Raw genomic sequence first — 26,896 nt, 5'->3', positions numbered from 1 at the left:
CCTACAACTCTAATGACTTTGTGTATATAGTAGATTTAGTTTGAGATAAACATATTAACGCTTTGCAGGAAATAAGATACATAAAGTAAATCATAAAGTTAAACCACAAAGGGGATGTAATGACCACGCAAAATAGCCATAAAGATGCCGTTGAGCGGCAGTTTGGCGATCAGGCCAATGCCTATCTGACCAGTGCGGTCCATGCTCAAGGCAAAGATTTACAGCGTCTGACTACACTATTGCAACCTCATAGTGATGCCCGTTTACTTGACCTTGGATGCGGTGCCGGACATGCCAGTTTTACCGCGGCGGCAGTCGTTAAATCGGTGGTTTCTTATGATCTTTCAGCACAGATGCTGCAAGTGGTCAGTCAGGCGGCGACGGATAAAAAGCTGACTAACATTGACGTGCAGCAAGGATTAGCGGAGTCATTGCCGTTTGATGATCAAAGTTTTGATATTGTTATCAGCCGTTATTCTGCTCATCATTGGCACGATGTCGGCCAAGCGTTGCGAGAAGTTAAACGTGTATTACGCCCCGGTGGAAAGGTAATCTTTATGGATGTGGTTTCCCCCGGTCATCCTGTGCTGGATATTTATTTGCAGACCGTGGAAGTGTTACGTGATACCTCACATGTACGAAATTACTCTCCTGGTGAATGGTTGGCGCGAGTAACTGATGCCGGATTAGTGATAAATGAAGTCACCACGGATCGGTTGTATTTGGAGTTCAGTAGTTGGATTGCCAGAATGCGTACTCCGCAATATTTTGCTATCGCGATCCGTGAGCTACAAAAATCAGCATCTGATGGTGTAATTAAGCATTATGAGATCCAACCTGATGGTTCATTTACCAGTGATATTATGATGATTGTGGCAAAGTGTGACTGAACCTGGCCCTCTTTCAGGCCGTTTCCCGCATTTTGAAATCTATTGAGCCTAAATGTAGACGGCGGTACTAATATATCGCTGTCTACATATAAGTATTTATAACTTTTTCTAATGACACAAATTACTTTATTTTCTCCTTATTACTCTCACAATGATTGAGCTTCTTTACATTGCATTACGTCACTTTGCGTTAGTCAGCACATAATTAATCTCACATAGACGTTACATATAACCCGTCAGTTGGAGCATATTATGAAACTATTACCTGTCATCGTAGCGGCACTTATTACTACCACTTCGTTCGCCACTCTGGCCGCGCAAGAAGTTAGCTCAGAACAAGCCACTAAATTGCAAAGTATGGGGGTGATTTCTCTTTCTAATGTTAGCGGTTCACCCATGGATGTAGAGTCAGCACTGAATGCGAAAGCCAGCGCTGATGGTGCCAGCCACTATCGGGTCATTGGTATGAGTAACCCCGGCGATTCAAGCTATTACAGCGCCAGTGCCGAGATTTATCAGTAATGTTTCACGCTAAGTTAGCGCGAGTGAAATATTTAGATACTATATTGATGTAGCAATATTTTTTTAATCTGACGCTACACTTAGGTTAACAATAGTGAGCCATTGTTAACCTAAGCCAGTTCATTTCATTATTACCCGTCGTTATGATCAATTTATCTGCTAAAAATAATTAACTCTTAGAGCAATCTTAATGCGTTCTTAATAAATATAAGGTGTTATTGTAGTTCATTCGGGTTTCCGAGGAGAGGCTATGCTAAACACTGTCCGGCGTAATTTTAAAAGTCAGTTTTCCTATTTACAGCGCTTTATTGCCTCACCACGTACCGTTGGTACGTTAGCTCCTTCTTCGCCTTGGCTATGTCAGGCAATGTTGAATCAGGTGGATTGGACCCAAGACCTTAATATTGCTGAGTTAGGGGCTGCTGATGGCGTGTTGACCAAGCGTATTTTGTCACACATGTCGGCAAACTCTCACTTACAGGCCTACGAGATTCAGCCACACTTTGTCCATGCATTGCACCAGATTAAAGACCCGCGTTTGCAGGTAGCTGATCGTTCAGCCGAACAGTTGGATCAGAATTACGATGTGGTATTTTGTTGTCTGCCATTGCTCTCGATCCCAACCAAGATCAGTATCAGAATATTGCAGCAAACTCAGCAGCGCTTACGAGCCAACAACGGGGTGTTAGTATTATTCCAATACAGTCACCTTTCTGAGCCGTTGCTATCTCGTTATTTTACGTGGAAGAAAATACGCGTGGTGCGTAATTTCCCACCTGCCTTAGTGTATATTTGCCAACCTCGCTAGTGGCCCTATCTTGATAGTCACCTAACATTACTTGCGCAATAGCCTCTGGTTTGCCAGAGGATTATCAGGCAAAAAAACCAATCGTATTGATCAAATATAAGCTTGAGCCTGACTTTCAGCGGTTTCTTTCTCTGATTCGAATGCCTTCCCCCCATTCAATTGAAAATACCGATAATAATGATTACCACGCTCATCTCTTCTTTTGATGCGGTGTTCTGAGTAGGCAGGTGGAGGTCATAGCCAGTACGGCCAGCGCTAAAGACCGTGACCAACGCGAAAACCTGAAAAGTGATGGTTGGTTTATGCAAGATTCAATTGAACTGATAGATAAGTGGGTTGTACTGACAGGTTTACGTTATGAGTAGTTTAATGTTACCTCCGGTAAAGGGCGGCTTTTCGTCACCCATCCCGATAGCTCTGACAGTAAATTGATCCCGTACTGGTGTGGCCTATAAGTTAACATCGGAAGTTTCTCTTGATGGCAGTTACAGTGTGTCTTTCAAACCTAATTTGTTTATTGCACCCAGATAAATTGATTGTCACCGGAGCAGGGGTAATCTTGGGAGATTGGCAGTAGAGTGGAATGGGTTAATGGTGTATCGTTAATTTTACGTTGCTGTAAAGTTTGCACTACCTTTAATTATCGGTATGATTCGCATCTACAGCATAGAGCTGAGTGTTAATCCTATTTAGCTGGTCGACAATAGTGGCCGGTTTTTTTGATGTCGAGAATTTATCCTCAGAAGTTGATGCGAAAGGACTTTCAAGTAATGACACAGACTATCTTCATGGTAGGCGCGCGTGGTGCGGGTAAGACAACGGTAGGGAAAGCGTTGGCACAGGCGTTGGGATACCGTTTTATCGATACAGATCTGTTTATGCAGCAAACCTCGCAGTTGAGTGTTGCTGAAGTGGTCGCTCGCGAAGGCTGGGAGGGTTTCCGCCAACGAGAAAGTATGGCTCTACAGGCTGTCACTGCGCCTAAAACTGTCGTTGCGACCGGTGGTGGTGCGGTACTCGCTCTTGAGAATCGTACCTTTATGCGTAAGCACGGGCAGGTTATCTATCTGTGCGCATCAGCATATGTATTGGCTGAACGATTAGCCGAAGACCCGGAAGATGCCCAGCGACCAAGCCTTACAGGTAAACCGATCGTTGAGGAAATGCAGGATGTACTGGCCAGCCGGGAAGCTCTGTATCAAGAAGTCGCCCACTATGTACTGGATGCAACCCAACCGCCGCAAGATGTTGTTGAACAAATTTTGCAGCTTCTGATTGATGAAACTGTAAAGTAGCAGGGAAAGTAAGCACAATTTATCCGATGAATAATTAGCCCACCTGATTGCCTGATAATTATACGAAGCGTACAATTATCACCTACGTAATCATTTCAGCGTAACTCATTTGCGTTGATTAATGCCACTTAAGGCAAGGCCGATCAAGGCGGGCCGATGAGAACCTTCAAATCCTTTATTCACCAACACACCAATTTTATGCCAGCATTTTGGTCAATATTGATTGTAGTTTTTGAAACCTCGCTGGCGCTATACATCTTACGCAACCTCTAATGCCACTCTTATTTCGATAAATGAACCTTCATGATAACTGTGAAGGTGTTTGCTACGGCTAATTTTCAACCATATGGCAGCTATTTACCGCTAAATTGTACGCTTTCTCCGCAACTTCGGGAGTGAATCCGGCTATGATCCCATTTCGCCATAATAATCAGTGACAGAGCGTTTATAGAAACTCTAATATGAAAGCTCAATCTTGATTAAGACGCGGGTACAAAACTATGCTGAAATTTAATGAGTATTTTACCGGGAAAGTGAAATCTATTGGTTTTGACAGTGACAGCATTGGGCAAGCTAGCGTTGGGGTGATGGAAAAGGGGGAGTACACTTTCAGTACGGCTAAAGCGGAAGAAATGACGGTGATCACCGGCTGCTTAAAAGTGCTGATTCCAGGTTCGGCTGGCTGGGAAGTCTTTAAGCCAGGTGAAACCTTCTACATCCCAGGGGAAAGTGAGTTTAACCTGCAAGTTGCTGAAGCATCTTCGTATCTGTGCAAATATTTGAGCTAAAGAATTCAGATACTCGCCCTCTCATCACGAAAGGGCGATATCAGCTTAAGGTGTGTTATGCACCTAAGTTAGTGTTGAGCCTCGCCACCCAAGGCTTCAATCAGATTTTTAATTAAGGCGGCCAGTTCACTGGTCATCAGAATAAAATCGGCATCGAAGCGCTGAGCAAAATCGTCCCGATCAATATCATCGTTCTGCTCACGCAGCGTGTCAGCGAATTTCAGGCGCTTGAGTGAGCCGTCATCGGACAGAACCAATTGAACGCGTTCCTGCCAATCCAGTGCCAGTTTAGTGACCAACTTGCCCGCTTCAATATGTACTGCGATTTCATCACTGAATAGATCCTGCTTCTTGCAACGGATCACGCCGCCGTCTTCCAGAATGGCTTTCAACTCAGCTTCATCCATCAGCGCAAATCCGGCGGGCAATTCTTTACTACGCACCCACTCGGTTAACGTCAGCTCGATAGGATTTTCTAAGGTCAGTGGCACGACTGGCAAAGAACCCAGACTTTTACGCAACAATGCTAAGGTGTCTTCAGCCCGTTTAGCGCTGGCAGCATCAACCATAATCAGATCGTTGACGGTATCAATCCACAAAAAGGTTTGGTTAAAGCGACTGAATGCCCGTGGCAATAAACTGTGCAGAACTTCATCTTTTAATGAGTCTTTTTCGGTTTTTTTCAGTTTGCGATGCTGTTCACCTTCCAGGCGCTCAATTTTTGCCTGCAACTCTTGCTTAATCACTGGTGAGGGCAAGATTTTTTCTTCTTTGCGGGCGCAAATGACGATCTGGCCATTAACCGTATGGGTTAATGCATCGCTATGTGACCCCATTGGTGATACCCAACCCGTTTTAGCCATATCCTGACTGCCACATGGCGTGAAACTGAGGGCGCTTAACTGTTTCTCCATTTCATCCGCAGATAGCGAAACTTCCCGGCTCAAACGGTAAACCATTAAATTCTTAAACCACAGCATAGTGTTATCCCTGGCTCGGGCGCGCCTGGAGCGCGCGAGTTAATCAAACGCAGGGCGGCATGATAACGAATTGACGCCTCGGCCCCTAGTAAAAAGAATAAGAAAAAAACAGAGCCGACCGCTTATCTGCTGAGCGCTATTTTAATCCGTATAAATTCAAACATGACCGAATGCAAAATAGCGGGTGACAAAGATTGTGTCACTGGGGTGTATTGTCCAAACTGAAAGGAGAAAGTTTTTATTGTCGTCACGTTTTTGGCAAACTGGGCCTTATTTTTTGATAAAACCGGTTATCACCAACAGCAAATCATCCTGTCAATGAGGTAAAGCGCTATGCGCATTGGTATAGATCTGGGGGGCACCAAAATAGAGGTCATTGCATTGGCCAACGACGGGCAGGAGTTGTTTCGTAAACGGGTTGATACACCCCGCCACGATTATCAGAACACCTTGCAGGCGATTGCAACGTTAGTGGCCGACGCGGAGCAGGCGACGGGTCAGCAGGGGAGTGTGGGCGTGGGTATCCCAGGGACTCTCTCTCCGTTTACAGGCAAAGTAAAAAATGCCAATTCGGTGTGGCTGAATGGTCAAATGCTAGATAAGGATTTATCAGAGCTACTCTCCCGCCCAGTTCGGTTGGCAAATGATGCTAACTGCCTGGCTGTGTCTGAGGCTACCGATGGCGCGGGGGCTGGGAAACATCTGGTATTTGCTGCCATTATTGGTACTGGCTGTGGCTCTGGTATTGCTATTGGTGGCCGGGTACATGCAGGTGGCAATGGCATTGCCGGTGAATGGGGCCATAACCCTTTACCGTGGCAAAATGAGGAAGAGCGGCAATATCAACAGGAAGTCGCCTGCTATTGTGGTAAAAAAGGGTGCATCGAGACCTTTGTCTCCGGCACCGGCTTTGCGACCGACTATTTTCGTATGAGTGGCAAACAGCTTAAAGGCCATGAAATTATCGCCTTAGTCGCACAGGGTGATGCCATAGCGGAGCAAGCAATGAGTCATTATGAACAACGCTTTGCTAAGTCGTTAGCCCATGTCATTAACCTGTTTGACCCAGATGTGGTGGTATTAGGAGGTGGCATGAGCAACGTTGATCGGCTATATACAACCTTGCCTGCGCTCATCAGCCCATGGGTGTTTGGCGGTGAGTGTCAGACCCCGGTGCGCAAAGCCCTTCATGGTGATTCTAGTGGTGTGCGTGGCGCTGCTTGGTTGTGGCCTACCCTTCATCCTTGACACTACAGCGTTGTTAGCGGCTCTCGTGCGCCCGAATCACTTACCTGAGTAAGCTCATCGGGGTTAATGAGCCTCATCCTTGAGGCTCACCCTGCGGGCTAGCATAAATGCTGTTCAAATCGGTTCCCGACCGATTTGTAGCTCGTTTGCTGCCTAGCTGTAATGCCAATGATTTTGGGTAATACTTTTCATCCTTGACACTACAGCGTTGTTAGCGGCTCTCGTGCGCCCGAATCACTTACCTGAGTAAGCTCATCGGGGTTAATGAGCCTCATCCTTGAGGCTCACCCTGCGGGTTAGCATAACTGCTGTACAAATCGGTTCCCGACCGATTTGTAGCTCGTTTGCTGCTAATAACGCTAGGTAATATGCGGTTTTGCTATACCTACTTGACCTGGAAGACGCTGTCTAAGCGGCTAACACCCAGCCCGTTGACTTTCTTCACTTTAATCTGCACCGGAATCCGGTCTTTCATTGCTTCAACATGGCTGATGACACCGATGGTTTTGCCTGACGCATTCAGGCTATCCAGAGCATCCAGTGCAGTATCCAGTGTTTCAGCATCGAGTGTCCCGAAGCCTTCATCAAGAAACAGAGAGTCAATGCTGGTTTTGTGACTGACCAGATCCGACAGCGCCAAGGCGAGAGCTAAACTGACTAAAAAGCTTTCGCCCCCGGACAATGTACGGGTATCACGTATCGCATCCGCCTGCCAGGTATCCACAACTTGTAGCTCCAATGCATCACTGGTTTTGCGTTGTAACAAATAGCGACCATGTAGGCGGCTGAGTTGGTTGTTTGCCAGATAGACTAAATGGTCGAGTGTCAGACCTTGAGCAAATTTACGGAATTTATCCCCCTCTTTGGAACCAATTAAGTGATTGAGATAGCTCCAATCTTCATATTGTTGCTGACTGTGCTCAATTTGCTCAAACAGTGCGTGCTGGTTTCTACGGCGGGCTGTGTCACTTTCTAACTGATTACGTAACTCGCCTTGCCGTAATGTATTGGCCTTGAGTTGTGCCAACAATTGCTCTGATTGTTGTTGCAATACCACCAATTCAGACGCCTTATCGACACCCGCCGGACACTGTTGTAATAGTTGCTCCAGCGCTTCACTGGCATGCTGCTGGCGGATATGGACTTGTTGTTGTCGCTCGCTCAATTGTTGTTTCAATTGCTGCAAACGTTGCCTTTCTTCTTCATCCAACAGTGCGGCGTTTAAAGCAGTTTCATCCTCGAACTCGCTGGCCACCAGTGCTTGCTGTAATTGAGCTTGGGCTGTATCAGCGCGTTGCTGATGATGCTGATATTGTTGCTCTAAACCAGCCAGTTCCCCCGCTAATCGGTTAAGTTGGGACTGAGTATGTTGCAGGGCTTCTGCCGCATTTTGTTGTGCCAATTCGGCTTGCTGTTGCTGCTGGCGCAACATCTGGCGAGCCTCGGCAGTACGGGTATCACCAAACAGTGCCTGACGTTGCTGACGCTGTTGTTGTAATAGGGTTTCAGCTTGTTGGTGCTGTTGGGTGAGTGCCGATAATTGGTCAACACATTCTTGTAAATGGCGACGTTCTTCTTCAATCCGTGTTTCCAGTGTTTTTTGCCCCAGCACCAACAGTTGTTGTTCTTGCTGATCCTGCTGCCAACGCTGGTTTTCCTCTTCCCGCAGAGCCAGCCAACTCTGTTGCTGGTCAGCTTCTGGTGCTGATAACGATAAATCAGCCAGACTATTATTGAAGTCTTGGCGCATCTGCGCTAAATCATCTTGTTGGCGTTGATGCTGCAACTGTAGTTGCTGCTGGGCTTGCTGAGTATCTTGCTGGCGCTGAGTGATTAATGCCAGTTGCTGCAAGTGTTTTTGCTGCTGTTGTTCTGCTTGAGCCAGAGTATCTTTGGCTTGCTGATATTGCTGGCTGAGTCGCTCATATTCAGCCAATTTCTGCTGACAGTGTTGTTCTGATTGCTCTTGCTGTTCCAGCCAATTCATTAATGCTGCATGTTCATGTAATGCAAATGTCAACGCCAGCGGTTGTGCCAGTAGCTGCCAGCGCTGCTGATAATCGGCCAATTGCTGGCGGCTGTGCTGTAACTCTTGTTCCAGATGCTGTTGCTGTTGCTGAATACTGTTTTTCTGAGCATTTAACTCTGAGCCTTCAGTGGCGAGCTGTTCAACCTGGCGGCGCAGTTTATCAAGCCGTTCGGCTGTTTCCGACGGTTTTATCGCCTGATACTCGGTGATCGCGGGGTGCTCCACTGCGCCACATAGTGGGCAGGCATCTCCCGGTTGGAGTTTGGCTCTTTCCGCTTCCAGTCTGACTATCTGATTTTCGCGTTCCCACAAGGTTTCCAGATCAGTTTGATGCTGTTTTTGATGTTTATAGCGTTGACGCTTTTCTTCTAACTGCTGTTCAAGCTGCTTTAATTGCTGCTGCTGGTTGGCGAATTGTTGCTGCTGTTTATCGTGCAGTATCTGAACTTGTTGTGCTAAAGGCGATAATGTGGCGAGTTGTTGCCGAGCCGCTCGCTGTTGCTGCAACTCGTCCAGTTGTTGGCGTAGTTGTGTTGAGGGCTGCTGCTGCTCAAGTGTTGTTAATTGCTGCTGGATGCTGCCAGCTTGCAAGGTCGCTTGTGCCAACACCACTTGTTGTTGTTTATCCTGCTCATTCAGTGTGGTCGCTTGCTGTTGCAAGCTGCTCAGTAATACGGTTTGCTGCTGTAATTGCTGCTCGTTAGCCACTGACTGCTGGTGCTGTATGTGCAATTGGCGGAACTGTTCGCGCCATAACGGTAGGCACTTTTCCCAGTGTTGATGGTGGGGATATTGCTGTGCATATTCAGCCAATTGTTGCAGGCGCTGATACGTTTTTAGCAACTGCTGCTCATTTAACTCAAGTTGCTGTCTACCTTGTTGTTCTTTGCCGCGTAATTGCTGCAATTGCGCGGCAAATTGCGCTAATGAGTGCTGCTGTTGCGCGATAAGGTTATCCAGCGGTACCACTTTTTGCTCAATCAGTGTTTCTTGTTCATGCTGCCTGGCCGCCTGTTGTTGGCGCGCGGTATTGGCTTGTTCCAACGCTTGAGCTAAGGGGGTTAGTTGGCTCTGAAGCTGTTGCTGTTGGTGGGTCAGTGCGGTGATACGCAGTTGTGTCTGTTGTACATCCTGTTGGCTGAGTGAGCAGTCACGCAGTAAAGGGCGCAACTTCTCAGCCGGTTCACTACGGGCCAGCCGTTGTAATTCGGGTTGTGCCTGCTGATATTCTTGTTCAATAATTGTTTGCTGTTGCTGATATTCTTGTAGATTCTGTTGCTGTCTCTGCCAGCCGGTTAACCAGTTTATTTGGTTTTGACTCGCTGATTGTGCTGAAACAAGCTGCTTTTCTTGTTGGCTGAGGGCATCGATTTGTTGCGTTAACGCCAGGCGTTGTTCTTCATTGAGCAGTTCAATGCCACTGGCCCGTTGATGTAAGGCATCCACATTGGTCTTGGCCTGTTTATGTTGCTCAAAGACATATTCAGATAGCCGCCCGTAGATATCCGTCCCCGTTAGTTCTTCTAATAATTCGGCACGGTCATTGGCGTCGGCATTGAGAAAAGCCGCGAACTGCCCCTGCGACAACATCATAGATTTAGTGAAGCGGCCAAAATCCAGCCCAGTGATTGCTGCAACCATCTCCAGCTTATCACGCACTTTATCGGCCAGAATTTTACCGCTGTCGCATAGTGCCAGCTCAACTTTAGGGGCTTGCAAATTACCTTCTGGGCTGTTTTTCGCTCGCCGTTGGCTCCAGAATGCGCGATAGCTAATGCCTTTTACTTCAAACTCAACTTCGGCTAGTGACTCCGCTGTGTGGCGTGTCATTAATTCATTTTGGCTGGGTGTGACAGTCAAACGTGGTGTTTGGTGGTATAGCGCAAGGCAAATGGCATCCAGCAGTGTGGTTTTACCTGCGCCTGTCGGGCCGGTGATAGCGAATAAACCGTTGCTGGCAAAAGGCTCGGCGCTGAAATCTATCTTCCATTCCCCTTGCAGAGAATTAATGTTTTTTAGGCGTAAGCTTAAAATCCTCATTCAGGCTGCTCCTGTGTGGCGTCTTGCCCTTGCGTGATGTCATCAACTACTTGATTAAACATTTGACGCATCCGCTGTTGGCGCGGTTCGGCTAAGTCCGGCTCCAGCGCCAGCCTGCGTTCAAACACATCGGTAACAGTCAGCTCATTGAGTGTCTCTTTTTCCTGCCGCTCGATACTGTTGTTCCGTTGTTCTTTACTGCGGCGTAATAGTACGATTTCAACCGGTAGCTCTGCGGTCAGTACCTGAATGCGGCGTTGAATATCAGTTAGATAGTCTTGGGTAGCGACTTCTATATCCAGCCATACCGGTAAGCCGAGATGTTCAGAGAATTTAGCCAGTTGTTGCTCTATTTGCGCCAAATCCCCTTTAATTAATTGCATCGGTTGAAATTGTGGGATGAAGAGTGGAGTAACCGATGCCAGCGCCTGCTGGTGGAATTCCACCAGATAGACGCTTTTATCTTTGCTCAATTCATCAAAACTAAGGGCAATGGGGGAGCCGCTATAACGAATATGCTCAGTTTTAGCCACCTGCTGGGCGCGATGAATATGGCCCAATGCAATGTAATCGGCGGGTGGAAATGCCTGTGCCGGGAAAGCATCCAGTGTACCAATATAAATATCGCGAACCGAGTCTGTCGTGGTGACGCCAACAGTGGTCAGGTGCCCGGTGGCAATAATGGGCAGCGGCAAACCCAATTCGGTACGCAGTTCAACCGCTCGCTGATATAGTGCCTGGTAGTGGCCTGCTATCGCGGCTTGTAATGCCAGTTGTTTTTGCCCACCGGATTCACCCGCCTGGCTGGTGACTAAGTCCCTTGGCCGTAAAAACGGGATCGCGCACAGTAGTGCTCCAGGTTGATGTTGGCGGTCTTTTAGAATAATGATTTGTTGATCGAGATTGCTGCTGGCGCACGAAATAACAGTGGTATTGAGATAAGAGAGCAAACCCCGTGATTCATTCAGTGTTGACACTGAATCGTGATTGCCCCCTAACACGACTAACTGACAGCCTGTAGGTTGGAGTTCTACCACGAAGCGGTTATACAGTTCACGGGCATAACTGGGGGGCGATCCAGTATCAAAGATATCACCTGCTACAATTAGCGCATCTACCTGATTTTCTTCGATCTGATTAATGAGCCAGTGCAGAAATGCCTGATGCTCGGCAGCGCGGCTTTTAGTGAAGAAATGCTGGCCTAAATGCCAGTCAGAGGTATGAATAATGCGCATGAATCTCCCGCACGGCAGGTTAATCAGTCAAAGAGAATGGCGCTGATTATAAACGCTGTCCGTAGGATGTCGCGGCTAAAAAAAAGGTATGAGGAAAATTTCCGAGACGTCTCGCAAACTTGGCTGCTGTGTTTTGCAATTATCATGAAATTTATCACTATGCTTATTGCTTGAAGAAGCGTGATGTTTTTCATAAAAATGTCACAAAACTGACGCATAATGGCTCCCGAAACCAAATAGTGACCACTAACATACTGGCAGGGTTGATGATGGCAAGACGCATACTGGTGGTGGAAGATGAAGCGCCAATCCGTGAGATGGTGTGCTTTGTGTTGGAACAGAATGGTTACCAACCATTAGAAGCCGAAGATTATGACAGCGCAGTAACTCGTCTGTCGGAGCCTTTCCCTGATTTAGTGCTATTGGACTGGATGTTACCTGGCGGCTCGGGTATTCAGTTCATTAAACATATGAAGCGTGAGGCGCTGACCAGAGATATTCCGGTAATGATGTTAACGGCCCGTGGCGAAGAAGAAGACAGGGTTCGCGGTTTGGAAGTGGGTGCAGATGACTATATTACCAAGCCGTTTTCGCCGAAGGAGCTGGTCGCGCGTATTAAAGCCGTGATGCGCCGGATATCGCCGATGGCAGTTGAAGAAGTTATTGAAATGCAAGGGTTAAGTCTTGATCCTTCCTCGCATCGTGTTATGGCCAATGAGCAAGCGCTGGATATGGGGCCGACCGAGTTTAAGTTACTGCACTTCTTTATGACCCACCCGGAACGCGTTTACAGCCGTGAACAGTTGCTTAATTATGTCTGGGGCACTAACGTTTATGTAGAAGATCGTACGGTTGACGTGCACATTCGTCGGCTACGTAAGGCGCTTGAAATTGATGGCCATGACAGAATGGTACAAACTGTCCGGGGAACCGGATACCGTTTCTCAACGCGCTACTGAGTTTTCAGTGCCGGAGAATTCGTTGTGTTAGAACGCTTATCATGGAAAACGCTGGCTCTTGAGCTGGCTCTTTTTTGTCTGCCTGCATTATTGCTGGGTGCCTTTATTGGCTATCTTCCGTGGTTATTGCTGGTTTCTGCTGTCGCGGCGCTGGTTTGGAATTTCTATAATCAACTTAAGCTATCTCACTGGTTGTGGTTAGACCGCAGTATGACGCCACCTGCTGGTCGTTGGAGCTGGGAACCGCTGTTTTATGGTTTGTACCAAATGCAGTTGCGAAATCGTCGGCGTCGGCGCGAACTGGCACTGCTCATCAAACGTTTTCGCAGTGGTGCCGAATCATTACCTGATGCAGTTGTTATCACCACAATTGATGGCAATATCTTCTGGTGTAACGGTTTAGCCCAACAATTACTGGGGTTCCGTTGGCCGGAGGATAACGGTCAGCATATCCTCAATTTATTGCGCTACCCGGAATTCAGTCAATATCTGCAACAGCAAGAGTTCTCCCGCCCGTTGACCCTGCAACTGAATAATGGTTATTACGTGGAGTTCCGTGTGATGCCTTATTCCGAAGGGCAATTACTGATGGTGGCCCGTGATGTTACTCAGATGCGCCAGTTGGAAGGTGCAAGGCGTAATTTCTTTGCCAACGTCAGTCACGAATTGCGTACCCCATTGACGGTGTTGCAAGGTTATCTGGAAATGATGCATGACCAAGAGCTGGCAGGGCCATTACGGGATAAAGCATTGGGGACCATGCAAGAGCAGACGAAGCGAATGGATGGGTTGGTAAAACAACTTTTGACGCTATCACGTATTGAAGCCGCACCCAATGTTGATATGAATGAGCGGGTAGATATTCCATTGATGCTGAAAGTGTTACAGCATGAAGTTCAGGCGCTCAGTAACGGACGACATGAGATTACCTTCCGGGTTAACGACCAATTAAAGGTATTTGGCAACGAAGACCAATTGCGCAGCGCGGTATCAAATCTGGTTTATAACGCCGTCAATCACACGCCTGCTGGTACCAAGATTGAGGTGTGTTGGCAGCAAACTGCGCAAGGCGCACAATTTCAGGTCAGTGACAATGGGCCGGGAATTGGCCCTGAACATGTTCCACGGTTAACGGAGCGTTTCTATCGGGTGGATAAGGCCCGATCACGGCAAACGGGGGGCAGTGGGCTAGGGCTGGCAATTGTGAAACATGCATTGAGTCATCACGATGCACGTTTAGATGTCATGAGCGAGGTAGGTCTGGGAACGCGATTTATCTTTACCTTGCCGAATCGATTGATTGTTCCCGCCGTTTTAGCCGAGAATGCAGTCAAATCCTAAAAACTGCATGGATACCAAGCTGATGAAATGGGCAAAACTGGTGCTGTTGCACGCCATGCTATGGTTTAGCCATGCCGTTTTAGCGCAGTCTGAAGCGGTACTTTCACCTCCAACTGGCGTTTTGCCAATGGTTTCCGTACCTGTCCCCAATACCTTATCAGGCAATCTTTCCAGTGTGGGTTCTGACACCTTAGCCAATCTGATGTCCTTGTGGGCTGATGATTTTAATCATCATTATCCTGGGGTTAATTTGCAAATTCAGGCAGCAGGTTCCTCTACTGCTCCTGTGGCATTAGCTGCTGGTGCCGCCCAACTTGGCCCGATGAGTCGGCCAATGAAAGCGGGCGAAATCAACGCATTTATTCAGCGTTATGGCTATCCGCCATTGGCAATCCCCGTGGCTGTCGATGCATTGGTGGTGTTTGTTCACCAGGATAACCCACTGAATAAACTGACCTTGCCACAGCTTGATGCTATTTTCTCGCAAAATCGCCGATGTGGGGAGCTACATCAGATTCAGCGTTTTGGTGAGTTGGGGTTGGAAGGGGAGTGGGCAATGCGCACTCTACAACGTTATAGCCGGAATTCAGCCTCAGGAACCTATGGTTACTTTAAACATAAGGTGTTGTGTGATGGTGATTTTATAAATAATGTCAATGAGTTGCCAGGATCAGCCTCGGTGGCACAGGCGGTGGCCGGCTCATTGAATGGCATTGGTTATGCCAGTATTGGTTTTCGTAACAGTGGTGTTAAGCCGTTGTCACTGGCGGCTGTGGGGCAGGATTTTGTGATGCCAACACCTGAGAATGTTAGAGATGGTCGCTATCCTTTATCACGTTATCTGTATATTTATATCAATAAGGCACCGGGCCAACCGCTGGAGCCATTGACTGCGGCGTTCCTTGAACGGGTTTTATCACCTGAGGGGCAAAAGAGGGTCACCCATGACGGCTATCTCCCCCTGCCGCCCGAGATACTGATTCAAACCCGAAAAGCGTTAGGTTTTACTGATTGAGGTGTTTCAGTCGTCGTTTTTTGCCTATGTAATCTTGCATCATTTCTGTGCGTAAAATGATCAACCTCTCCTGAGTGTTCGTCACCAGATTGGCGGTAAATTGTTAACGACTGGCTACAAATAATACAAATCATATGGCGTGTATTTCTTAAAACATGGCATGATTAACTGGTTTGATAACATTATCTGGATGATGACTCTGCTTTTATGATCCCGACTTGCCTTTCTCCGCTATAAACGGTCTACTTAGCGCCGTTGTTGGCCTATTCCACCTGCAAATAACTTCAAAAACACTGCATACTGACGAAATAGATTGCTTATTAACCGCCGGAGTTTGCGTTTATCAGAGCTTTGTATCGTTTCGATCACGTAGGAAAGACCACAACTTAAGACTTTATCTTTTGGTCATTTAACTAGGCAACGCACATCACTATGAGTCATCGTTTATCGTCTAAAGATATTATGGCATTAGGTTTTATGACCTTCGCCTTATTCGTTGGAGCTGGCAACATCATCTTCCCGCCGATGGTTGGTTTACAATCGGGTGAACATGTATGGTGGGCTGCTCTTGGCTTCCTGATCACCGCTGTTGGTTTACCGGTAATTACCGTTATCGCATTGGCTCGGGTGGGTGGGGGGATTGATGCCCTGAGTACCCCAATTGGCCGCAGTGCTGGCCTGGTACTGGCTACGGTTTGTTATCTGGCTGTCGGCCCACTGTTTGCCACGCCACGAACTGCAACAGTTTCCTTCGAAGTGGGTATCGCCCCTTTGACTGGCGATGGTCCGTTGCCGCTGTTTATCTATAGTGTGGTTTATTTCGCGCTGGTGATTGGCATTTCCCTGTATCCGGGGCGCTTGTTAGACACAGTTGGCCATATTCTGGCACCACTGAAAATTCTGGCACTCGCTATCTTGGGAATTGCCGCGCTGATTTGGCCTGCTGGGCCGCTGATTCCAGCAACTGATGCCTATCAGAACGTGCCTTTCTCCTCTGGTTTCGTTAATGGTTATCTGACCATGGATACCTTGGGTGCTTTGGTCTTTGGTATCGTTATCGTCAATGCGGCTCGTTCGCGTGGCGTGGTTTCCGCTGGTCTGTTGACGCGTTATACCATTTGGGCGGGGTTGATTGCGGGTGTTGGTTTGACGCTTGTTTACTTGAGCTTGTTTAAACTCGGTTCCGGCAGTGGCAGCCTGACGCCAGATGCGCAAAATGGCGCAGTCGTGTTGCATGCTTATGTTCAGCATACCTTTGGTGGTTTGGGCAGTTTGTTCCTGGCCGCATTGATTTTCATCGCCTGTATGGTGACCGCGGTGGGCCTAACATGTGCCTGCGCTGAATTCTTTGCTCAGTACCTGCCGCTGTCTTATCGGGCGCTGGTATTTATCCTCGGTATCTTCTCAATGATGGTATCGAATCTGGGCTTAAGTCACCTGATTCAGATTTCCATTCCGGTACTGACAGCAATATATCCGCCATGTATCGTGCTGGTTTTGATGAGCTTTACTTTGCGCTGGTGGCATCATGCCTCACGTATCGTGGCACCGGTCATGCTGGTTAGCTTGTTGTTCGGTATCCTTGATGCGGTGAAGGCGTCTACGTTCGCGCACTTCCTGCCTGAATGGACCCAACATCTGCCATTGGCTGAACAAGGTCTGGCGTGGTTATCGCCTTCCCTGCTGGTATTCGTCGTCGTAGGGTTGTACGATCGCCTCTGCTGTCGCCAGGCAGTTGCTGCTAAGCAATAACGGCACAGTTATAGGATTTTTTTAGCCACGGCTCATCCCCGTGGCTTTTTGCTGAAAAAAAGACGGGGCAATGTACATGGAATTACCAGTCAAAAATAAGCTGAAACGGGGCCTGACGACCCGCCATATCCGCTTTATGGCTTTGGGGTCAGCAATCGGTACCGGCTTATTTTATGGTTCGGCTGATGCGATAAGAATGGCTGGGCCTAGTGTGTTATTGGCATACCTGATCGGTGGCGTGGTGGCATTTATTATCATGCGTGCACTGGGTGAGATGTCAGTGAATAACCCACAGGCCAGCTCTTTCTCGCGCTATGCACAAGATTACCTTGGGCCAATGGCGGGTTATATCACCGGCTGGACTTATTGCTTTGAGATTTTGATTGTTGCTATTGCTGATGTAACCGCCTTCGGTATTTATATGGGGGTCTGGTTCCCGGACGTGCCTCATTGGGTATGGGTGCTGAGTGTTGTGCTGATTATTGGCGCAGTCAATATGATGAGCGTCAAAGTCTTCGGTGAGTTGGAGTTCTGGTTCTCATTCTTTAAAGTTGCCACCATCATCATCATGATTCTGGCCGGTTTTGGGATCATTATTTGGGGTATTGGTAACGGTGGGCAGCCGACCGGTATTCATAATTTATGGACTAACGGCGGCTTCTTCAGTAACGGTTTCGTCGGCATGATCCTATCATTGCAACTGGTGATGTTTGCTTATGGTGGTATTGAGATTATCGGTATTACCGCCGGAGAAGCTGAAAATCCAAAAAGCTCCATTCCGAAAGCGATTAACTCAGTGCCTTGGCGTATCTTGGTGTTCTACGTCGGTACCCTGTTTGTCATCATGTCTATCTATCCTTGGAATCAGGTGGGCACGAACGGTAGCCCATTTGTACTGACCTTCCAGCATATGGGGATTACAGTTGCGGCAGGTATTCTCAACTTTGTGGTGATCACCGCTTCATTATCTGCCATTAACAGTGATGTCTTTGGTGTCGGGCGTATGTTGAACGGGATGGCGGAACAAGGCCATGCGCCTAAAGCCTTTGCGGCAATATCCAAACGCGGAGTGCCTTGGGTTACGGTGTTGGTGATGATGTTTGCCATGCTGATTGCTGTTTATCTGAACTACATTATGCCGGAAAATGTGTTCCTGGTTATCGCATCGTTGGCGACCTTTGCCACTGTATGGGTATGGATCATGATCCTATTTTCCCAGATTGGTTTCCGGCGTTCACTAAGCAAAGAGCAGATTAAGGCGCTGGATTTCCCACTGCGTGGCGGCACTTTCACTTCAGTGTTGGCAATCATTTTCCTGGTGTTTATCATCGCCCTGATTGGTTGGTTCCCAACAACCCGAGTCTCGCTGTATGTTGGGTTAGTGTGGATTGCATTGTTGCTGGTGGGGTATTACTTGAAAGTACGTCATCAGAAGAAACAGCCAGAGCTTACCAAAGAAACTGAGTAATACTGAGTCAAGACCTACTATCAAGCCGGGAGATTTCTCGGCTTTTTTTGCTCTATACAATCCAGGGCATTCCGCTATTTACCCATACTTCTCCGCCCCCGATCTCATCCCTGATATTTATAGTGACAGATGAGGGGAAAGCTCCCACTACATGACATTATTCATATCGGCGAGCTGTATATTCAGATAAATCGCCTATCTCAGGTGAATGTGTCGCGGCGTTAATGTCTGCACCAGATAGCCTTAACAGGAATGGTTTTGGTTAACGCAGGAGAATTTTATGCTTAGTGGTTGGCATCTTCCGGTCCCGCCTTTTGTTCGTCAGCGAGGCGACGCATTACAGATTACTTTATGGTTGTATGGCGAATGGTTGCATGGCGACACATTACCGGCGCAGGTTTTCTTACGCTGTGAACCGGATAATGAAGAATGGCTACTGACGATGAAAGGCCAACAGCGTGATGGTTTTTGGTGTTATCGCGCGACGCTGCCTTTACATGAAGGGCAACCTACACGGCGCTACTGTTTTAAACTGTTATGGGATGACGACCAACAATGGTTCGGCCCACTGGGATTCTCACGGGTTCCTCCGGCGCAACTGGCGCAGTTCGCCATTGATATGCCCGACAGCGGCCCTGACTGGGTGGCCGACCAAGTCTTTTATCAGATATTCCCCGATCGGTTTGCCAGTAGTCAGGGGGAACACGGCGTGCAAAATGGGAGTTATCATCATCACGCCGCGGGTCATGCGGTGGCTCGCCGTGAATGGCAGCAACCACTGGATGATATTAATGCCGCCTCAACATTTTATGGCGGTGATTTAGCAGGTATCAGCCAGAAAATCCCTTATTTGCAACGGCTTGGTGTTACTGCGCTGTATCTAAATCCAATTTTTACCGCACCCAGCGTACATAAATATGATACGCAAGATTATTATCAGATTGATCCCTATCTGGGCGGCGAGGCGGCTTTTCTGCAATTACGTATGGCTACCCGTGATGCTGGCATAAAATTGGTACTTGATGGGGTGTTTAATCATACCGGTGATTCCCATCATTGGTTTGACCGGCACCAGCAAGGGGATAATGGGGCTTGTCATCATCAGGACTCACCTTATCGGGGCTGGTTTAATTTCTTCCCCGATGGGCGAGCGTTGGATTGGAAAGGTAATGCCAGCTTGCCAAAACTCAACTTCGCAAGTGAGGGCGTGGTAAATCAAATTTATCGGGGTGACGATAGTGTGGTGCGTTATTGGTTACGCCCCCCTTACAGTATTGATGGCTGGCGGTTAGATGTGGTGCATATGTTGGGGGAAGAGGGAGGAGCAAAAGGGAATTTGCGCCATTTAGCCGGTATTTATCAGGCAGCAAAAGAGGAAAATCCGCAGGCCTATATTCTGGGGGAACACTTTGGTGATGCACGTAATTGGTTACATGCCGGTGTAGAAGATTCGGCAATGAATTACATGGGTTTTGCATTACCGGTGCGTGGCTTTTTAGCGGGCCAGGATGTGGCTTATCATCCAATAAAACTCAACGCTGAGGATTGTGCCTACTGGATGGATGAGTACCGAGCCGGATTGCCACACGGCCACCAGTTGCGTTTATTTAATCAACTGGACAGCCATGATACTGCTCGTTTTATCACGCTACTAAATAATGATAAAGCCCGGATGCAGATGGCGCTGGTGTGGTTATTTAGCTGGATTGGTGTGCCTTGCTTATTTTATGGCGATGAAATTGGTCTTGATGGTGGCAATGATCCGTTCTGCCGCAAACCGTTCCCGTGGGATCAGGCTCAGTGGGATAATGACCTGTTGAAATTATGTCAACGGCTGGCGGCTCTGCGGCACAAAAGCATGGCGCTGCGGCGCGGTGGTTGCCAGGTGATTTATGCCAATGGCGACACTTTGGTGTTTATTCGTAGCTACCAACGTGAGCGAGTGATGGTCGCGATACAACGTATTAGTGATATCAATATTTCTTTGCCAGCATCCCCTTTACTCAATGTTGCTAAGTGGTTGCGCCAAGAAGGCTCATCCGAGTTGTATGTCACCGAGTCAGGCGTCAATCTACAGTTATCGGGTGAGAGTGTCACATTGTGGCGTGGTGTTGGTGAGCGCTAACTTAATCGTTAGCCTGTAGTGATAGCAATTAAAAGCGGCCAAGCGCCGCTTTTCCTTTTGTTGAGATATTATATATATGATAGGTAGCTGTATGGCTGACCAAACAGTGGGTTGGTAACATTCACCAAAGGGAAGATGATATGAGTTCAATTAAACGACAGGCATTGATCATTGGTGCTTCAAGAGGTTTGGGGCTGGGGTTGGTTGATGAGCTTAATCGCCGTGGTTGGTCAGTGACTGCGACGACACGCGGCACTGCCAAAGATACCGCCGCCCATGCTGCCCATTGGCTAACACTGGATATTAATAAACCTGAAAGTATTAAGCAGTTTCTGCCACAGGTACAGGGGCAGATATTCGACCTAATATTTGTTAATGCGGGTATCTCTGGGCCGGAGCATCAATCAGCCCTTGAGGCGCAACCGGAAGATATTCTGGAATTATTCCAAACCAATGCTGTTTCACCCATTCGTATAGCTCAATATCTTCTGCCACAACGTAATCCAACTCAAAGTGTGTTGGCCTTCATGTCTTCTCAATTGGGGAGCCTTGGTCACAATGCTTCTGGCCATAAACCGCTGTATTCAGCCAGTAAAGCCGCATTGAATATGATGACTCGCAGTTTGGTTGCCGAGGTGGCCGATCCGGCTCTGACGGTGTTATCTATTCATCCGGGCTGGGTAAAAACAGATATGGGCGGGGATGCAGCACCACTGACCATTGCAACCAGTGTGAAAGGTGTTGTCGACCAAATTGAGCGCGCTTCAGGTAAAGGGGGGCACGGGTTTATCGATTACCAAGGGCATTCATTGCCGTGGTGATGTATACCCGTCATACTTCAAGCTGCATGTGCGTTGGCTGCTTTCGTTCACCCGAATCACTTACCTGAGTAAGCTCATCGGGATTTACTCGATTGCCGCCTTCCTGCAACTCGAATTATTTAGGGTCTATAATGAAGTGGTAAATTCCCCATCGATAGGTTGATGGGGGATCTCTGCTATTAATCGCTGTTAGTAACCGCTAGCCGTTAGTAACCAATGGCTGCACCCGCGGGGCGGCGGACATCATTAGCGCCGTACAGGTAGCCTTCGCGAACTTTGCCGGAAACTGCCGAGTCATTCCCTGAGTTGGCTGGACTGACTCCCTCCACTCCGGCCAAACCCACCAGGATCAGCTCGGCTGCGCCCCATGGGTTCTGTTCGACCATCTTATATCCCATGGTTTTTAGCAGATTAAGACTATCTGCGGATACCCCACGTTGTTCGTAATACACCTCATCAGGTAGCCATTGGTGATGGATGCGTGGTGCATCTACCGCCTCTTGTGGCGCCATGCCGTGGTCAATGACATTGAGGGCCGTTTGCAGGGTGATGGTGATAATTCGGGATCCACCCGGAGAGCCTAGCACCATAAATGTCTTACCGTCTTTGGTCACTAATGTTGGGCTCATCGACGATAGTGGGCGCTTACCGGGGGCGATGGAGTTGGTTGCCCCCTGTACTAAACCATACAGGTTTTGCTCGCCAACTTTGACAGTGAAATCATCCATTTCATCATTCAGGAAGAAGCCAGTACCGGGTGCGATGACTACTGCACCAAAGCGGCCGTTAACCGTGTAGGTGGTGGAGACCGCATTACCTTCATTATCGACGATAGAGTAGTGGGTAGTTTCTGGTTTTTCATGAGGTTGCATCCCCGGTTGTACTTCTACCGAAGGTGTCGCTTTGTTGGCAACAATTTGCTTGCGGATATCAGCGGCATAGCTTTTGCTGAGGAGGCGGTCGATTGGATTCTTAACAAACTCCGGGTCACCGAGGAAAGTATTGCGGTCCATATAGGCATGGCGCATGGCTTCTGTCAGTGTATGAATGTAAGCAGCCGAATTAAAACCCATGCTTTTTAAGTCATAGCCTTCAAGCACATTCAAGGTTTCACATAATGTCACTCCACCGGAACTGGGTGGTGGCGAGGAAACAAATTTATAACCGCGATAGCTACAAGTAATAGGGGCAGTTTCAGTGATTTTATAGTTGGCGAAATCAGCGGCAGTGAGGATACCTCCGCCTTTTTTGGCTGCGGCTTCTACCGCTTGAGGTATTTTACCTTGATAGAAAGCATCCGGCCCTTGCTCCGAGATTGCGCTCAGGGTTTCAGCCAGATCAGCCTGAACTAAACGATCACCCGGTTGCAGCGCTTCACCATCCTTACGCAAAAAAATGCGCGCAGATTCAGGATCTTGACGGAAGCGTTTAACAGTAGTGTCCAGAATGTCTGTATCGGCACGAGTTAGCACAAAACCCTCACGGGCCAATTTGATCGCTGGAGCCATCACTTGCTGGCGCGTCAATTTACCGTATTTCTTCTGTGCGCTATCCATTCCCAATACCGTGCCAGGGACGCCGGCTGCCAGATAACCATACAAACTGGCATCTTTGGTTACTTTACCCTCTTTATCCAGATACATATCTGCGCTGGCAGCGGCTGGCGCGGTTTCACGGAAGTTGATAAATGTATCAGTTCCATCAGCAAGATGAATGGTCATAAAACCACCACCACCAATATTGCCACAACATGGGTTTACGACTGCCTGCGCATATCCCACCGCTACTGCGGCATCAACGGCATTGCCGCCCATTTTTAAAATATCAGTCCCCACTTGTGAGGCGAGATATTGGGAGGTCACTACCATGCCATGTTTTGCTTCCACCGCGGGTGTTGAGGCCGCATGCAGTGTGCCACTGACCAGTAAAGCCAATACAGCCAAGGGTTTGTTCCATTTTTTCAACAACATTCAGACTCCTGTTATTTCCTGCCCGCCAGGGATGACCTGATCATTTTTGTCTGGCAGCTTCAAAACACTGCTCATGGGGGGTGAAAAACACACACCAGTAATAATTAATAGCAGAATTAATGTTTATGGCTGCTAATTAATTAGCGGCGAAAGGAGGCGTTGTCAGTTGTTGCCCGGCAGATAGGTTGATTTATGCTTGAGAGGAATCAAGATAAGTAAAAATAACTTATTGAAAATAAATAAGTATTCACGATATTGATAAGCTGGGAATGGAAATGATTATTATATAAACTCTGCGGCGGGTGCTTGAAGCTGTCTGCTTTGGGCATTGTTTGAATCAGTGCTGTAAGTGCCTTGGTAAAAAACAGTTGTTGTCATAAAGCAGATAGGAAAAAGCCCCGTACTGAAGTTAATCAATACGAGGCTCCCTAATGCCGAACAACATTACGGTAGCTTCTTACCTGCTGAAAGGCAAGACATGGAGGCCAAATATGCCACAAAAATATCCCCTTCTTACTTGAAATTACAGCGTTGTTAGCTGCTCTCGTTCACCCGAGTCACTTACTTATGTAAGCTCATCGGGATTTACTCGTTTGCCGCCTAGCTGCAACTCCAATTACTTTGGGGATATATCAGTATTGTTGGTATGTCGTCGTTTGGTTTTATATCAGCATAAAAAAGCCAGTCAGTGTGAACTGACTGGCTTGATACCCCTGAGCAAATCAGGGGCGGCATAAACCGTTATTACAGTTTAGAGGCGTTTTCAGACAGGTATTTAGCTACGCCATCTGGTGATGCGCCCATACCTGCTTTACCTTTTTCCCACTGAGCAGGGCAAACTTCGCCGTGTTCTTCGTGGAATTGCAGTGCATCAACGGTACGGATCATTTCGTCAATGTTACGGCCAATTGGCAGGTCGTTAACGATTTGGCTGCGAACAATACCGTTTTTGTCGATCAGGAATGAACCGCGCAGTGCAACGCCAGCTTCTGGGTGTTCAATGCCGTAGGCTTTCTGAATTTCACGTTTGATATCAGCAACCATTGGGTATTTAACTTCACCAATACCGCCTTTATCAACAGGGGTTTTACGCCATGCGTTGTGCACAAACTCAGAGTCAAAAGAAACACCAACAACTTCAACGCCACGTTTCTGGAATTCTTCGTAACGGTGGTCGAAAGCGATCAACTCTGAAGGACAAACGAAAGTGAAGTCCATTGGCCAGAAGAACAGGACGGCAGGGCGGCCGTTCAGGTGTTTTTTCAGGTTGAAGTTTTCAACGATTTCGCCGCTACCAAGAACAGCAGCTGCTGTAAAATCAGGGGCTTGACGAGTTACCAGAACCATAAATTACTCCTGTTAATAGGGATGGATTAACCAGTTGTCTTAAAAGTATTGGCACAGCATAGGTATTTAAGCGCAATGAATAAAGGGATAAATACCAATCGCTGTGATAGCTTTTACCTATCGTTACGAGCTTTTTAGTTTCGTAGTCTTGCTAAGATACCCATTTTAGCAGAAAGAGCAAGTGACTTAATGCCAATAACCATACAAATAAAGGTGTTTTAAGCTAAATTTGTTGGCGTTGTGCCTGCGACATCATGGCGGGATAAAACGCCCAAAATAGTTGTTCTAATGGCTGATAGTGTTGCTCTATATCCTGAAAAGAACCAGCAAGTGCTGCTAGTTTGGGCCGCCGATTAGCCATACCCTGTAACACATCAGCTATAAAAGGGAGTTCAGCATAGCGTTCCAGCCAACGTTCTGGCCACAGATAGGTATTAAGGTTCTGAAAACGGGCGGGAGTCTGATGCAAGTGGGGCACAATCTGGCTTTGTGCATGTTGGATAAACACGGGCAGCGTGCAATCAGGCATCAGTTTATCCCAATTACGGGCCAGAAAATGATCCCACAGCACGTCCAGAGTAATAGGGGCCACTCGGCGATAATCGGCACTGAAATAGCGACGGGCTTCTTTGACCAGCGGCTGTGTGTCGGTCATGACATCAACGCGGCGATGCATCATGATGCCAGCCACAATCTCAGGGGCATATTCATCCTGTGGATTACCCCGGACAAAATCTGCCAGCAGATTGCCCAGTAGGGAGCTGTCTGCCAGTGTGGCTAAATGGAGGTGAGCGAGAAAGTTCATCTTCAAAGTATATCCCTTCTTACTTGAAGTTGCAGCGGTGTTAGCTATCGCCATTACTCGGCAAGTTTTCTGGCCCGCCTCTGCGGAGCCGCTGCCAGCCGATTTGCTAACTGAATCACTGGCATGAATCAGCGTATCGAGATGTGCCCGTTTACAGCCTGGCTGTAACGACAATGATTTTTGGCTATAGCAAATGACCACCAATTGTCCTTATTTCTTGCAGCAAGCCCTTGGGGGCTCTAGACTAGCGGCCTGTTTTTGTGAACCGGCTCCTATCATACTTGTGAGCTGGGTCTGTTCTGATATGAAGTGGAAAGCTATGCGTGTTGCCGATTTTTCTTTTGAGCTCCCGGAATCTCTGATTGCCCATTATCCCCAGCCCCAGCGTAGCGGTTGCCGCTTACTGTCACTGGATGGCCCTACGGGAACGTTAACGCACGGCATTTTCACCGATTTGCTGGATAAACTGACGCCTGGTGATTTGCTGGTATTTAACAACACCCGAGTTATTCCGGCGCGCTTATTTGGCCGTAAAGCCAGTGGCGGTAAGCTCGAAGTGTTAGTAGAACGTGTTCTGGACGATCATCGCGTACTGGCCCATGTAAAAGCCTCCAAAGCACCTAAACCGGGTGCTGAGTTGCTATTGGGTGATGATGAGAGTATTCGAGCCACGATGTTGGCACGCCATGACACCTTGTTCGAGCTGCGTTTTGACGATGAGCGGGATGTCTTTACTATCCTGAATGCCGTCGGCCATATGCCTTTGCCTCCTTATATTGATCGCCCTGATGAAGATGCTGACCGCGAACTGTACCAAACGGTCTACAGTGAGCGCCCTGGGGCAGTAGCCGCACCAACCGCCGGCTTACATTTTGATGAGCCGATGCTGGCGGCATTGCGTGCAAAAGGCATTGAGATGGCTTTCGTTACGCTACATGTCGGCGCTGGGACGTTCCAACCCGTGCGAGTTGACACCATCGAAGAGCATATTATGCATTCCGAATATGCAGAGGTACCTCAAGATGTGGTAGATGCGGTTCTGGCCTGTAAGGCGCGTGGCAATCGTGTTGTGGCAGTAGGGACCACCTCGGTACGCTCATTGGAAAGTGCCGCCAAAGCGGCACAGAACAGCCTGATTGCTCCCTTCTTTGGTGACACCCGTATCTTTATCTACCCAGGCTATCACTATCAGGTTGTGGATGCCTTAGTGACCAACTTCCATTTACCTGAATCAACATTAATAATGCTGGTTTCTGCTTTCGCTGGTTATAAAAATACCATGAATGCTTATCAGCAAGCGGTAGCAGAACAATATCGCTTTTTCAGTTACGGTGATGCGATGTTTATCAGCCGTAATCCACGGGCACCGCAAGAGACGGTTAACCCGTAAATTTTAGGTCGCACATATTGTGTGATCCGGCAATAACAACATTAGACTGTTTCTCTAATGCTGGAGGT

General features: G+C 47.9%; 20 protein-coding genes and 1 pseudogene. 15 read left to right on the top strand and 6 right to left on the bottom strand.

Features of this window, described 5'->3' with window-relative positions:
• Window positions 1–119 precede the first annotated feature (119 nt).
• The 6 genes and pseudogenes from A6J67_RS20995 (at window position 120) to ppnP (ending at window position 4,303) form a co-directional block, all read left to right on the top strand.
• The gene (locus A6J67_RS20995; protein ID WP_042569267.1) at window positions 120–890 is read left to right on the top strand and encodes a class I SAM-dependent methyltransferase; all 771 of its coding nucleotides are present in this window, start codon (window positions 120–122) and stop codon (window positions 888–890) included.
• Window positions 891–1,142: 252 nt separating this feature from the next.
• The gene (locus tag A6J67_RS20990; RefSeq protein WP_005189255.1) at window positions 1,143–1,412 is read left to right on the top strand and encodes a YdgH/BhsA/McbA-like domain containing protein; all 270 of its coding nucleotides are present in this window, start codon (window positions 1,143–1,145) and stop codon (window positions 1,410–1,412) included.
• Between the two features lie 250 nt (window positions 1,413–1,662).
• Window positions 1,663–2,220, top strand: coding sequence for a class I SAM-dependent methyltransferase (locus A6J67_RS20985; RefSeq protein ID WP_005189258.1), 558 nt, complete (start codon window positions 1,663–1,665; stop codon window positions 2,218–2,220).
• 239 nt (window positions 2,221–2,459) lie between these two features.
• A pseudogene (locus A6J67_RS23890) lies at window positions 2,460–2,774 on the top strand (TonB-dependent receptor domain-containing protein); the annotation flags it as partial.
• A gap of 216 nt (window positions 2,775–2,990) precedes the next feature.
• Window positions 2,991–3,515 (top strand): shikimate kinase AroL, encoded by a 525-nt coding sequence (gene aroL / locus A6J67_RS20975; RefSeq protein ID WP_042569268.1) that lies wholly within the window; start codon window positions 2,991–2,993, stop codon window positions 3,513–3,515.
• 500 nt (window positions 3,516–4,015) lie between these two features.
• Complete coding sequence (gene ppnP, locus A6J67_RS20970) at window positions 4,016–4,303, top strand: pyrimidine/purine nucleoside phosphorylase (protein WP_005189270.1); 288 nt, start codon at window positions 4,016–4,018, stop codon at window positions 4,301–4,303.
• 68 nt (window positions 4,304–4,371) lie between these two features.
• On the opposite strand, the gene rdgC is transcribed toward ppnP, so the two are convergent.
• Window positions 4,372–5,283: a recombination-associated protein RdgC gene (rdgC, locus tag A6J67_RS20965; protein WP_005189272.1), complete on the bottom strand. Its 912-nt coding sequence runs from the start codon at window positions 5,281–5,283 to the stop codon at window positions 4,372–4,374.
• A gap of 333 nt (window positions 5,284–5,616) precedes the next feature.
• On the opposite strand from rdgC, the gene mak reads away from it, so the two are divergent.
• Window positions 5,617–6,531, top strand: a complete 915-nt coding sequence (mak, locus tag A6J67_RS20960) for a fructokinase (RefSeq protein ID WP_050297411.1) — start codon at window positions 5,617–5,619, stop codon at window positions 6,529–6,531.
• 385 nt (window positions 6,532–6,916) lie between these two features.
• Here mak and A6J67_RS20955 read toward each other — a convergent pair whose 3' ends face one another.
• Both A6J67_RS20955 and sbcD read right to left on the bottom strand, forming a co-directional pair.
• Window positions 6,917–10,600 carry an SbcC/MukB-like Walker B domain-containing protein gene (locus tag A6J67_RS20955; protein WP_050297412.1) on the bottom strand — a complete coding sequence of 1,228 codons (3,684 nt, stop codon included), beginning with the start codon at window positions 10,598–10,600 and terminating at the stop codon, window positions 6,917–6,919.
• Window positions 10,597–11,835 carry an exonuclease subunit SbcD gene (sbcD, locus tag A6J67_RS20950; RefSeq protein ID WP_050073446.1) on the bottom strand — a complete coding sequence of 413 codons (1,239 nt, stop codon included), beginning with the start codon at window positions 11,833–11,835 and terminating at the stop codon, window positions 10,597–10,599. Before sbcD ends, A6J67_RS20955 begins: the two co-directional genes overlap by 4 nt.
• Before the next feature lie 269 nt (window positions 11,836–12,104).
• Between sbcD and phoB the strand changes: the two genes are divergently transcribed.
• From phoB to A6J67_RS20915, 7 genes are all read left to right on the top strand, one after another.
• The gene (gene phoB / locus A6J67_RS20945; RefSeq protein WP_025377384.1) at window positions 12,105–12,794 is read left to right on the top strand and encodes a phosphate response regulator transcription factor PhoB; all 690 of its coding nucleotides are present in this window, start codon (window positions 12,105–12,107) and stop codon (window positions 12,792–12,794) included.
• Window positions 12,795–12,818: 24 nt separating this feature from the next.
• Window positions 12,819–14,135 (top strand): phosphate regulon sensor histidine kinase PhoR, encoded by a 1,317-nt coding sequence (phoR, locus tag A6J67_RS20940; RefSeq protein WP_005193148.1) that lies wholly within the window; start codon window positions 12,819–12,821, stop codon window positions 14,133–14,135.
• 22 nt (window positions 14,136–14,157) lie between these two features.
• Complete coding sequence (locus A6J67_RS20935; protein ID WP_050297413.1) at window positions 14,158–15,150, top strand: PstS family phosphate ABC transporter substrate-binding protein; 993 nt, start codon at window positions 14,158–14,160, stop codon at window positions 15,148–15,150.
• Between the two features lie 432 nt (window positions 15,151–15,582).
• Window positions 15,583–16,902, top strand: a complete 1,320-nt coding sequence (gene brnQ / locus A6J67_RS20930; protein ID WP_005193154.1) for a branched-chain amino acid transport system II carrier protein — start codon at window positions 15,583–15,585, stop codon at window positions 16,900–16,902.
• Between the two features lie 76 nt (window positions 16,903–16,978).
• Complete coding sequence (gene proY / locus A6J67_RS20925; RefSeq protein WP_005193157.1) at window positions 16,979–18,370, top strand: proline-specific permease ProY; 1,392 nt, start codon at window positions 16,979–16,981, stop codon at window positions 18,368–18,370.
• A gap of 280 nt (window positions 18,371–18,650) precedes the next feature.
• Complete coding sequence (gene malZ, locus A6J67_RS20920) at window positions 18,651–20,495, top strand: maltodextrin glucosidase (RefSeq protein WP_050297414.1); 1,845 nt, start codon at window positions 18,651–18,653, stop codon at window positions 20,493–20,495.
• A gap of 140 nt (window positions 20,496–20,635) precedes the next feature.
• Window positions 20,636–21,316 (top strand): SDR family oxidoreductase, encoded by a 681-nt coding sequence (locus A6J67_RS20915; RefSeq protein WP_005193166.1) that lies wholly within the window; start codon window positions 20,636–20,638, stop codon window positions 21,314–21,316.
• A 206-nt stretch (window positions 21,317–21,522) separates the two neighbouring features.
• Here A6J67_RS20915 and ggt read toward each other — a convergent pair whose 3' ends face one another.
• The 3 genes from ggt to A6J67_RS20900 form a co-directional block, all read right to left on the bottom strand.
• Window positions 21,523–23,286, bottom strand: coding sequence for a gamma-glutamyltransferase (ggt, locus tag A6J67_RS20910; protein WP_005182078.1), 1,764 nt, complete (start codon window positions 23,284–23,286; stop codon window positions 21,523–21,525).
• A gap of 744 nt (window positions 23,287–24,030) precedes the next feature.
• Window positions 24,031–24,633: a peroxiredoxin C gene (locus tag A6J67_RS20905; RefSeq protein ID WP_004393160.1), complete on the bottom strand. Its 603-nt coding sequence runs from the start codon at window positions 24,631–24,633 to the stop codon at window positions 24,031–24,033.
• A 223-nt stretch (window positions 24,634–24,856) separates the two neighbouring features.
• Entirely contained in the window at window positions 24,857–25,438 is a 582-nt protein-coding gene (locus A6J67_RS20900) for an ACP phosphodiesterase (RefSeq protein WP_042570102.1), read from the bottom strand.
• A gap of 319 nt (window positions 25,439–25,757) precedes the next feature.
• On the opposite strand from A6J67_RS20900, the gene queA reads away from it, so the two are divergent.
• Window positions 25,758–26,828 carry a tRNA preQ1(34) S-adenosylmethionine ribosyltransferase-isomerase QueA gene (gene queA, locus A6J67_RS20895; protein WP_042569274.1) on the top strand — a complete coding sequence of 357 codons (1,071 nt, stop codon included), beginning with the start codon at window positions 25,758–25,760 and terminating at the stop codon, window positions 26,826–26,828.
• Window positions 26,829–26,896: the final 68 nt, after the last annotated feature.

Origin of the sequence: Yersinia sp. FDAARGOS_228 (assembly GCF_002073315.2) — a bacterium.
GTDB lineage: Bacteria > Pseudomonadota > Gammaproteobacteria > Enterobacterales > Enterobacteriaceae > Yersinia > Yersinia intermedia.
This window is presented reverse-complemented; position numbering and strand designations above follow the sequence as displayed.